General features: G+C 46.3%; 9 protein-coding genes and 1 pseudogene. 8 read left to right on the top strand and 2 right to left on the bottom strand.

Annotated features, from left to right (window positions below; genetic code table 11):
• Nucleotides 1-234 (top strand): annotated as a pseudogene (locus tag L5M18_RS09670) (IS4 family transposase); the annotation flags it as partial.
• A gap of 504 nt (nt 235-738) precedes the next feature.
• On the opposite strand, the gene L5M18_RS09665 reads toward L5M18_RS09670, so the two are convergent.
• The gene (locus tag L5M18_RS09665; RefSeq protein ID WP_263196741.1) at nt 739-891 is read right to left on the bottom strand and encodes a hypothetical protein; all 153 of its coding nucleotides are present in this window, start codon (nt 889-891) and stop codon (nt 739-741) included.
• 324 nt (nt 892-1,215) lie between these two features.
• Here L5M18_RS09665 and L5M18_RS09660 point away from each other — a divergent pair, with 324 nt between their 5' ends.
• The 3 genes from L5M18_RS09660 (at nt 1,216) to L5M18_RS09650 (ending at nt 5,498) form a co-directional block, all read left to right on the top strand.
• Complete coding sequence (locus L5M18_RS09660) at nt 1,216-3,930, top strand: TonB-dependent receptor (RefSeq protein WP_263196739.1); 2,715 nt, start codon at nt 1,216-1,218, stop codon at nt 3,928-3,930.
• Between the two features lie 129 nt (nt 3,931-4,059).
• Nucleotides 4,060-4,725, top strand: a complete 666-nt coding sequence (locus tag L5M18_RS09655; protein ID WP_317629893.1) for a peptidase — start codon at nt 4,060-4,062, stop codon at nt 4,723-4,725.
• A complete protein-coding gene (locus L5M18_RS09650; protein ID WP_263196736.1) occupies nt 4,722-5,498 on the top strand; it encodes a PepSY domain-containing protein in 777 nt (258 codons plus the stop codon). Before L5M18_RS09655 ends, L5M18_RS09650 begins: the two co-directional genes overlap by 4 nt.
• A gap of 148 nt (nt 5,499-5,646) precedes the next feature.
• On the opposite strand, the gene L5M18_RS09645 is transcribed toward L5M18_RS09650, so the two are convergent.
• Nucleotides 5,647-6,192, bottom strand: a complete 546-nt coding sequence (locus tag L5M18_RS09645) for a mechanosensitive ion channel family protein (protein ID WP_106651494.1) — start codon at nt 6,190-6,192, stop codon at nt 5,647-5,649.
• A gap of 106 nt (nt 6,193-6,298) precedes the next feature.
• On the opposite strand from L5M18_RS09645, the gene L5M18_RS09640 reads away from it, so the two are divergent.
• The 4 genes from L5M18_RS09640 (at nt 6,299) to ahpF (ending at nt 11,362) form a co-directional block, all read left to right on the top strand.
• Nucleotides 6,299-7,042 (top strand): spermidine synthase, encoded by a 744-nt coding sequence (locus L5M18_RS09640; RefSeq protein ID WP_168824883.1) that lies wholly within the window; start codon nt 6,299-6,301, stop codon nt 7,040-7,042.
• 89 nt (nt 7,043-7,131) lie between these two features.
• Nucleotides 7,132-8,667: a leucyl aminopeptidase gene (locus L5M18_RS09635; RefSeq protein ID WP_198573862.1), complete on the top strand. Its 1,536-nt coding sequence runs from the start codon at nt 7,132-7,134 to the stop codon at nt 8,665-8,667.
• A gap of 392 nt (nt 8,668-9,059) precedes the next feature.
• Nucleotides 9,060-9,629 carry an alkyl hydroperoxide reductase subunit C gene (ahpC, locus tag L5M18_RS09630; protein WP_105250080.1) on the top strand — a complete coding sequence of 190 codons (570 nt, stop codon included), beginning with the start codon at nt 9,060-9,062 and terminating at the stop codon, nt 9,627-9,629.
• Nucleotides 9,630-9,790: 161 nt separating this feature from the next.
• Nucleotides 9,791-11,362, top strand: coding sequence for an alkyl hydroperoxide reductase subunit F (gene ahpF, locus L5M18_RS09625; RefSeq protein WP_263196734.1), 1,572 nt, complete (start codon nt 9,791-9,793; stop codon nt 11,360-11,362).
• Nucleotides 11,363-11,411 lie beyond the last annotated feature (49 nt).

Below are 11,411 nucleotides of genomic sequence, written 5' to 3'. Positions count from 1 at the left end.
TTGATGGTTCAATGCCTGTTGTGGCTAGTTGGTTTACACGCACAGCAACAGGGCTGGGATAAGCATTTTCAGGCCAATACCATTGGGCATCGAACGGTACTCTCAACGATTCGCTTGGGATTGGAGGTACTCAGGCGGCCTGATTATCAAATCACGGAGAAAGAATTGCTGGCGGCCTGGGTATTATTCGCCAATCAGTTGCTCAAATATGGCTATGCTATGGCTGATTTATGAGGGGATCCTTCAGGATTTAGCCTTAACTTTTGGTCGACAATGGGTATAGCTACTCTTATCCCCTCTCTACAAGTGCTTTTGGGCTCTGGCATCATAGCTGCTATCATTGCATTTGAAGAATCCTACCGCCAAAAGTCTGAAGCCTTTATCGCCTCGTTAAAATAGCGTTCAGTAATTATCTAAAATACACCTAATGATCTAAGTTCAGAATTGTTCGAATCAAGTGAATCACTAAAACTAACATTATAGTTTTAGTGATTCATCATCTTTTTATTTAATTAAACTAAGCGCCTAGTAAAGGTAGATATTTGATACTTTTGCATTCAAAGATAATTCAATACATTGGAAATTGCGGATTCTGGCAAGGGATCATGGATATTCAACACTATGGCTCGATTCCCTTCAAACTGCAGTATGTCTGAATAGAGCTCTCGAAATGTATCAACCAGCTGAGTTTTACAATTAAAGAATAGGTAATATTGTTCGGGATATTTAGGCTTCCAGTCAAATCTCACTGTGCTCCCATTTTAAGCTCTCTTCCACCGCACCTAAATCCTGCACTTCGGCAATCGAAAAAATCAAAATTCGAATCCGCAATAGCAAGGGCGCTATATGCGCAGAATAGCCTTCAAACTTGTTCTGTACTTCCGCTTGCATGCTCTCATCCTCCAATTTATGCAATGCCGAATCATCATATCTGTAAAACAAAAAACTATGCAGCGGGCCCACATGGTTGAACTTCCAAACCCTTAGTCATTGGTGATTTATCACTTAGTGGAAATATAGAGATAGTGGAAATAAGCAGAAACAAGCGTAATTTTATTTTTCCATATCAAAAGTGTCGATTATATCAGCACTTTATTATAAACCGCGTATTAGGGGTGTGACACAGTGTCGCAGGTCGTTGAGTTTTTATTGAGATATCAGCTTAATCCTTTATAAAACATCTCATTATTTAAACAAACCTTTCATAGGCTTATTATGTCCCGCTCTGCAGTAATGACTTCAATTGCAATATCCCTAACAAGTATGGCCACTTTTTCAGGGATAGCAGCCGAAGCCGAAACTGAAGCAATGTTTCCAGCATCTGCAATTAAACCTCAATTATCGACTCCCACTGCTATCGAAAGGATTGCCATTACAGGGAGCCGAATTCAAAGGGAAGAGATGGCTTCCACAGCGCCGATGACCGTTTTTACCGCGCAAGATATCGAGAAAACCGGTGCCACCTCAGTTGAAGTATTGCTGCAAAGAATGACGGCTTCTGCGGGGTTTGCGGGTAATCAAACGAATGCCTATTGGACTGAGGGGGGCTATGGTTCAACCCAAGTTAACCTGCGCGGATTAGGGGTAAATCGCACACTCGTACTGCTCAATGGTCGACGTATGGTGAACAGTGGCACAGGGGCAAACTCCTCCGTGGATCTTAATACTATTCCCATTAGCGTGGTTGAACGAATCGAGGTATTAAAAGATGGTGCATCCGCCATTTATGGTGCAGATGCGGTTGCTGGCGTGGTCAATATCATCACTCGGCAACAAATCGAAGGGGTTGAATTTCAAGCGAGAACGGGCATAACCGAGCAAAATGATGGTGAACAGTACAAGCTCGACCTTGCCCTCGGTCATATAGGTGAGCGTGGCAGTGCATATGTGGCGATGAGTTACGATAAAACCCAAGCCGTCGATATGCTGAGTCGCGCACCTTGTCCGCTTGAGGAAGTGAATGGTGAGCTAGTGTGTGGCGGTAGCTCGGCGCTGCCGGGAGGCAGAGGCCATTTCATTGATGCAAATGGCAATCAAATCGGCAATGAATTAATGCTATTGCCAACAGGAAGTGCCCCTTACACCAGTAGCCATAAGGATAATACTTATCAGTATTTTAATGCGGTTCAACCTAACGAGCGAGTCAATCTGTTTGCCTACGGTGAATATGACTTAACGGCGAGCAGCCAAGTGTTTGCTGAGGCTATGTACACTCACCGTAGCTCACAATTACCCGCTACTCCGCAATCGGTGTCAGGTATCGTGATCCCTGCTTGGCATGAATCAAATCCGACCGATGCAGACTTCCTTCTCCAGAGTCGCAGACTGGCAGAAGCTCCCCGACAATTTAATATTCAAGCGGATACTTGGCGCTTAGTGACAGGTTTTAGAGGTGATTTAGACAACGGTTGGCAATGGGATGCTGCCGTTAACTTCGGCAGTAATCGTGGTTCCTATGAAGTGACCAATGTCATTAATAAGGTTCGTCTTGCCGACGCGACAGACTATAGCAATTGTAATATTGATCCCAATGTACCTTGCGCAAACTTTTGGGGAGCTGGCTCACTCACACCTGCAATGCTGGACTATTTTCTGTTTAACATGCGTGATAGCGGCGGTAATGAGCAGTTTAGCCTCACAACGAATATCACAGGCGATCTATGGCAGTTACCCGCGGGCATGATGAGTTTTGCCGCAGGACTAGAGCACAGAAACGAGAAAGGATGGAATGATCCAGACCCACTTAAAATCAGTGGTGAAGCAAACACTGCCCAGCAAGATCCGATTGATGGTCGTTACACTGCCGACGAAATCTATCTTGAAACCTTGTTACCTATTTTAAGCGGCCTGCCCTTTGCCAAGTCGGTCGAATTAACTGCGGCGTTGCGATATTCCTATTTTGATACCTTCGGTGGCGATACCAATTATAAAATTGGGCTACTGTGGGTCGTCAATGACGCAGTGACGCTGCGGGCCACGCAATCCACGGCATTCAGAGTACCTAATATTCCTGAGTTGTTTGGCGGCATAGATCAAGGTTCCATGAATACCACAGATCCTTGTAGCGAGTGGGCCAAGCTCGACCCTAGCTCGAATCGATACGCTAATTGTATGGCATCAAACGTGCCAACGAATTATAAACAAGAAGGCACAATATTAACCGACCGTGGTGGCAATGCTGAACTTGAACCAGAAGAAGCCAATACCTTTACTGCGGGTATTGTTTGGGATTTGGGGTTTATTGAAGGGCTCAATATCACGCTCGATTACTACAAAATTGAGATTGATAACGCCATTAACTCAGTCAATGGTTCGAGCAAATTAGCCGCCTGTTACGACAGCAAAGGGATGACACATCCTTTCTGTAGCGACGAACATTTTGTGCGAGACGCAATGACAGGCAACATCACCTATTTACAAACACAACTGGGCAACGCCGCCAACGAAGTGGTTTCAGGTGTTGATATGGCGATGTTTTACCAGAAAGAGATGGCAGGCTTGGTGACGAATACGACTTGGGAGCTGAGCTATTTAGATCAATACGATCTGCAAACCTACGCCGGCGCCCCCGTTGAGTCTCGAGCAGGCACCATAGGTTATGATGGTAGCTACACCAAATGGCGCTCAAACCTCTATTTTGATATCACCAATGACAATTGGCGCTTTAGCTACAACATTCAGTATATTGGCGCGGCGGATGATCAATATGCCAATGCCGCAGAGATAGGTGACTCAGTTGATGCGCTCACTTACCATAACGCACAGGTTCATTATCAAATGGACAACAACATCGCCTTAACGGCAGGTATCGATAATCTGTTCGACAAACCAGCGCCATATCATCAAAGCTTTACCGACGGGAATACCAACACTATGACGTACGACCTAATGGGACGTCGTTACTATGTCGGGATGAAATGGGTTCTGTAATGCTTTGGGCTTAAGGGGGCAATCCCCTTAAGCAAGTTGGCTAAATTAAATAAAAGGTGAGTCATCAATTTGAAGCGGGTTAACACACTTAAACGAGTCTCATCGGCACACTTTCTGCACCGATGGTTGATGCTATTGCTGGTACTGCCGATTGGGATCTGGTCAGTCACCGGCAGCTATTTTGTCTTAATGGATCTTGGGTTTATCCGTGGCGATCATATTAAAGTGCAAGACATAAAGCATATCGATCCCAGCCAGATCCATTACCCAATGGCAGCGGTTTATGAACGTTTCCCTAAGGCTCAAGCAATCGCGTTAACCTCAGTCACTGATACCCTATACTACCGAATTAAACTGAGCGATAAATCCATTCTCGTTAATGCAGATTCGGGTGAGTTATTGCCTTCGATAACGGAGAAACAAGCCCGAATAATCGCTTCAAACTATCAGCATCACGGGTCTTTAGCCGTCGAGGCTAAGCTTGTTAGTGCAACCCTGCTCACCGATATCGCCCCTGCGGAATTAGCGCCGCGATACTTGCCCGTTTGGAGAATGGATTTTAACGATAGCGCTGCCACAAGCCTTTACCTGTCAGCGACAACGGGTGAGTTAGTCACGCGCAGACATGACTATTGGCGTTTATTCGATCTCTTTTGGAAATGGCACATTATGGATTACGACGAAGGGGAAGCCATCGACAATCTTCTGCTGCTGACTACGGCTCTCGTCTCTATTGTGGCTGTGTTAGCCGGCTTTGTTTTACTGTGGCAGCGTAGAAGGAAGTATCTGAGATGATGCCGAATCTTAAACTTAAACCTAAGCTCCAAAGTAAACACTTCAAACGCTGGGTCAAAATCGCCCACTATTGGCTCGGTGCCATAGTCAGCATTCAACTGCTACTTTGGCTTGTTACTGGGGTCTATTTCAATTTAACGCCCCATGATGAACTCAAGGGAATGGAGTACCAGCTTAGCCATAGTCCTGCACCGCAAAAGCAAGAGTTTGATCCACAAAAGCTCGTGGATATCGCTCCCTTACTGGCTAAGCATACTCAGGTAGAAAGCCTGACATTAATGGCGCTCGCGGGTAAGCCCGTTTATGTACTCGATGCAAAGGTGCAGCGCTATGCACACCAGTGCCAGCAGCAAACCTTGATTGATGCCTACACAGGCAATGTCTTACTCATTGATAAACAAAGCGCCCAACAACTGGCGCTTGAAAGTTATACTGGGCCTGGGGAAATTACCCAAGTTAAGCAAATATCAGCCCCCATTAGCGAGTGGCCAACCCAGTGCAATTCACTTTGGCAAATAGGTATGGATGATGACCTGTCGACGCGGATTTATATCAATGCAGTTAATGGCGAATTAGTTGGCCATAAAAATGACCACACAGACATCGCCGACTTAATGTTCAAATTGCATTTTATGGATTACCTCAATCAAGGTAGTTTTAACAACCCCTTTAGCTGGCTGCTGGGGATACTGACCTTATTGTTATCCCTATCTGGTCTGTATTGGGTTATTGATAATCTTGTACTCAAGCGCTATCGGTTAAGTCTGAGTTGAATGGCTAGAACGGCAAGAGCTATTTCATTCATCTCATCGTACACCGCGATGGGTTAATAGACCCTATAAGCCTGCCAAACGACTCAGACACGCCCACGAACGCTCAGCACAGTTTGATAATCAATATAGCGCTGCGCAACTATCCAAACTACTCAGGATCAAACTTCTTTTTGCCTTCGAGTAACGCCTGACGTTCGGCTAAGGGGGTTTGATCAGCCAGCTTTAACACTGCCTTTTGCAGCATGAGGTTATTAGGATAAGTGATGGTATCACCGTTATCGCGGTGAATAAGCACATGGAATAAAGCGATTTCGATGATCACGCCGCTAATATCTTCATCCTTATCAACCACCCGAATGCGCTCGCCGATACGGTAAGGAAACACGAAAAAGATCAGCACGCCAGCGGTTAAATTACTCAATATCGACCATTGAGCAACCAATGCAACGCCCATCACTGCAAAGGCAGATGACACAAATAGCGACACATCCTGATAGCCCAATCCGAGCGAGACCGCCATCAATGACAGAGTAATAAAAAACATCACATAGGAAATAAAACGGGTCACTAAACTGGTCCGTGCAACACTCACTTGCTTCATTTGCGCGAGTTTTCTAACCCAATGGGTTAAGGCGCGCTGTAAAAAGATAAACACTGCAAGATAAATACAGGCAAGCAGGATTTGATTTGTCATAATAGCGGCTCAATTAACTAAAACTGTCTGAATTCTAACTTTTTTGCGCGAGCAGTTATAGCCCGTGCAAACAAGCCAAACAGCTAAACCGAGTAATTAATCCAATATGGCCGATTCGACCCTCTTACATGAAACCCAAGACGCACTAGGCCCGATTCGTGTAATCGATTACGACGACTCACGGATCCTGTCCTTTGGGGATAACGATGAGCAGAGTAAGATCCTCAAGGCGGCGCCCTATATTCCCCAGCACACTTATGTGCAAGCCATGTTGTTGGTTTTACTGTTTTGTAAGCCTAAGAGCGCTATTGTTTTAGGTTTAGGCGGCGGCTCGATTATTCACTCACTGCGCAATTTCGACGCGGCAATAAAGTTAACAGCGGTGGAATTACGCCCCGCGGTGATTGAGTTAGCTAAGCGCTATTTTCAGCTGCCGATAGGTAAAAAGCTCAATCTTATCAATGATGATGCTATTGCTTTTTTAGCTGCTGGCGATCATAAAAAAGTGGATGTAATTTTTGCCGATATTTACACAGCCAAAGGCGTTGAAACAGGGCAGCTTTCGCCAATATTCCTTGAGCAGTGCACTAACCTCATCAAACCCAATGGATATTTAGTGCTGAACTGCTGGAAAGAACATAGCCAAAATCGCGAGTTGTTAGCCGACTTACAACAACACTTTGCCCATGTGAACGCTTGTCTCACAGGCGGCGGGAATTGGGTGATTTTTGCGAGCCAATCGCCACAGCTTTTAGGCACCTCGGCCCTTAAAAGTAGTGCTCAATCTTTATCGCAACAATTGGGTTTTGCCCTTGATCGATCATTGACACGCTTTGGGCCTTGGATTTAATACTAATATCAGCAAAATAGCGTAAATTAGTTAACCCTAAGGCTGAGCTTTGATATTCTTCTCACACTTCCATGATATGAGCTGTCACCATGAAAAATAATAATAAATTGATGTTAAGCGTTATGGCTCTGGCGTGCCTTAACTCTCTCAATGCTAACGCCGAAAGTTTTAGTTTTGACACTCGTAGCTCACTGAATTCAGATACATTAGTGCTATTCCAAAGTGCTGACTCCACTACCTATGGGATCGACTTTTTACCTCAGTCGACCCAAGATCAATTAAACCTAGCAACGGCGGATAATATTTTTTCCGGCAAACGGGGGGAAATCCTCGAGATTTTGGTACCCAGCGAAATTGATGCTAAACGGGTCTTACTGGTCGGCATTGGCGATGCAAAAAACTTAACGCCCGGCGACATTAATACCATCGGTGGCAATGTTGCGGCTAAACTCGATACGGTTCCCCAAGCCACAGTGCGTGTACTCACCCAAGGCTTAACTGCCGCGCCGCTATTTGCCTCTGAGCTTGCCCACGGAATTGAACTACGCAGTTATCGTTATACTCAGTTCAAAGCGAGCCCCCGTGCCGAGAAGAATTACCAAATCGCTGTCGATGATTTAAGTCGCAACCAAAAACACCATAAAAATCTGCAAGCGGTTGAAGCAGGTGTGTTTTTAGCACGCGATCTGACAAACGCACCTGCAGACATTATGTATCCCGACAGCTTTGCTAACGAAGCCAGAAAACTCAAATCCCTCGGCGTTAAAGTCACGGTATTAGAAGCCAAAGATATCGAACGTCTACAACTGGGCGCCTTAGCTGCTGTAGGTAAAGGCAGCGAGCGCCCACCTAAGTTAGTGGTCGCCCATTGGCCTGGTAGCAAAGACGCGCCAATCGCACTGGTCGGTAAAGGCATCACCTTCGACTCGGGTGGTTACAATATTAAGGCGACAGGTACTTCAATCGCGCGGATGAAGTCAGATATGGCGGGTGCAGCCACTGTGCTTGGCACTATTAAAGCCATGGCGATTCAAAAAGCGCCAGTCAACGTAGTGGCGATTATGCCCATGGCGGAGAACATGGTATCGGGTCATGCAATGATCCCAGGTGATGTGATTAAAACCGCCCAAGGTCTCACCGTTGAAGTGCTCAATACCGATGCCGAAGGTCGCCTAGTGCTGGCCGATGGCCTCTGGTATGCCAGAGAAAATTATAAGCCATCTGTGATTATCGATGTTGCGACACTGACTGGCTCAAAAGTGAGTGCGTTAGGCAATGTTTACGCAGGCTTGTTTACCGATTCTGAGCCTTTAGTGCAGCAGCTAACTTATGCAGGTCAACAGGTTGGCGAAAAGGTCTGGCGCTTACCGTTAGATCAAGCCTATGCGGATGAGCTTAAATCCACTATCGCGGATCTCACAAACACAGGTAAAGAAGGCAGCGCAGGCGCTTCCTCTGCGGCCATGTTCTTAAAACGCTTTGCGGGCGAACAGCCTTGGGCACATATCGATATCGCGGGTAATGCCTTAACCGCCACCGATACCGCTGTTGTGCCTGCGGGGGCAACAGGTTACGGCGTGCGCTTACTCAGCACTTGGTTAACTCAACCCAAAGCACAGAACTAGAACCGAGAACCGAGAACCTAGAACCTAGAACCTAGAACCTAGAACCTAGAACCTAGAACCTCAGTATCTTGTTTTAATTGTATTTACACTTTAAGGGATATCATTGATATCCCTTTTTTATGCTCGAAATTTATCTTATCTCAATCACCAAAGACCAAAGACCAGCCGGCTAAATCCAAACTACACCCAATCACGCCAAACCCGCAGCAGTCGCAGAAAAACCGATTGAGTCCGACCTAATCGCATCATCATTCTACTAAACCGATTAAGATAATAGTTTTTATCCGTTATCTTAATTTTAATCGAGTCGGTAATATGCTTCACATCGACAGGACGCAAGCAAATGTCCTCGTTATGAACTTAAGCCATCATCAACTAAATGGAAGCATAAAATGACTCAATCAATTATCAACAGCACAATCAAACCATTCAAAGCCACTGCATTCCACAATGGTGAGTTCGTTCCAGTAACTGAACAAGACCTGTTAGGTAAATGGTCTGTTGTCTTCTTCTACCCAGCAGATTTTACCTTTGTTTGCCCAACTGAATTAGGCGACATGGCTGATCACTACGAAAAACTGCAAGGAATGGGTGTTGAAGTTTACTCAGTATCAACTGACACTCACTTCACTCACAAAGCATGGCATGACACGTCAGACACCATCAAGAAGATCAACTTCCCAATGCTGGCTGACCCAACAGGCACTATCAGCCGTAACTTCGGCGTGATGATTGAAGAAGACGGTTTAGCACTACGTGGTACTTTCGTGATTAACCCAGAAGGCCAAATCAAGGTCAGCGAAGTTCACGATTTAGGCATCGGCCGTAGCGCTCAAGAGCTAGTTCGTAAAATTCAAGCAGCTCAATATGTTGCTACTCACGATGGCGAAGTTTGCCCAGCTAAATGGCAACCAGGTGACGAAACATTAGCACCGTCTTTAGACCTCGTTGGCAAAATCTAATTTAGCCTGCAAAGCGTCAACCCCGCCAGTCTAGCGTCCCAAGCTGATTGGCGTTACAGCCAACACAGTTGTAGCGCCACGCAGCAAAGGATTAAGCCCGCCCCTGCAAGGGCCTAGACTGGCCCCCTTTTCTCCCTTTTAAGCGATTTTGGAGTCATCACATGTTAGATGCGAATTTAAAAAATCAACTGCAAACCTATCTGCAAAACCTCAAGAGACCAGTTGAACTTGTCGTGTCTGCAGATGAGAGTAGAAAGTCTCAAGAATTAAAAAGCTTAGCGCAAGACATTGTCAGCCTATGTTCTCTGGTGAGCCTGAAAGAAGTTCAGGGCGAACGCACCCCGGCGATGACAGTGATTAACCCAGAGCTTAATACGCAAATCAGCTTTGCTGGTCTGCCTATGGGTCACGAATTTACCTCACTCGTGCTGGCATTACTGCACACGGGTGGACACCCAATCAAACTCAGCGATGATATTATTGAGCAGATCCGCAATCTGCCAGGCAAATATGCCTTTGAAACTTACGTCTCACTGACCTGCCAAAACTGCCCAGACGTAGTACAGGCACTGAACATGATGGCGGCCATTAACCCGAATATCACCAACGTGATGATCGACGGTGCCCTGTTCCAAGAAGAAGTAACCAGCAAAAACATTATGGCGGTGCCTTCTGTCTACTTAAATGGCGAAGTGTTTGCAGCCGGCCGTATCAGCATTAGCGAGATCCTCAATAAACTAGATACCAATGCCGCAAGCCGTAAGGCCGATGAAATTAATGAAAAAGCGCCATTCGAAGTCTTAGTCGTCGGCGGCGGCCCAGCCGGCGCAGCAGCAGCCATTTATGCAGCACGTAAAGGACTTCGCACCGGTATTGTTGCCGACAAGTTTGGCGGACAAGTCGCTGAAACCGTCGGTATCGAGAACTTTATTTCGGTCAAAGCGACCGAAGGTCCAAAACTAGTGGCAAACCTTGAAGCCCATGTACGAGACTACGAAGTTGACATCATGGACAACCAAAAAGCCGTGTCATTGACGACTGACGGTTTATTCGAGCTTGAACTGGCAAGCGGTGCTAAATTACGTAGCCGTACCGTATTGTTAGCCACAGGTGCCCGCTGGCGTGAAATGAACGTCCCGGGCGAGAAAGAATACCGTGGCAAAGGCGTCGCATACTGCCCACATTGTGATGGCCCGTTATTTAAGGGCAAACGTGTGGCGGTGATCGGCGGCGGTAACTCAGGTATCGAAGCGGCTATCGATCTTGCGAACATAGTAGAACATGTGACTGTGCTGGAATTTGATAAAACCCTGCGCGCTGACGATGTACTGCAACGTAAAGCGGCTTCTATGGGTAACATTAAAATCATTACCCAAGCCATGACCACTGAAGTGACTGGCGATGGTACTCGGGTTAATGGCCTGAACTACACAGACAGAGCCACTGGCGAGAGTCACCATGTCGCACTTGCAGGTATCTTCGTGCAGATTGGGCTAGTACCGAATGCGGAATGGTTAAAGGGCACTATCGATTTAACCCCAAGGGGCGAAATCATAGTCGATGAGCGCGGCCAAACCTCAGTCCCAGGTATTTTTGCCGCAGGTGATGTCACTAACTCACCTTTCAAGCAAATTATCATTGCCATGGGCAGCGGCGCGACCGCATCACTGGGCGCATTTGATTACTTAATTCGCCACAGCGATGAAGAAACCACCGCGACCAAAGCCGCTTAAAGCTTAACTAGTCAACAGACATCAAAGCTAACGCAAAAAAATAGCCAGC

The organism is Shewanella sp. SM20, from assembly GCF_025654545.1.
Taxonomy (GTDB): Bacteria; Pseudomonadota; Gammaproteobacteria; order Enterobacterales; family Shewanellaceae; genus Shewanella; species Shewanella oncorhynchi.
Note: the sequence above shows the minus strand (reverse complement) of the source record. Positions and strands in the feature narration are given on the sequence as shown.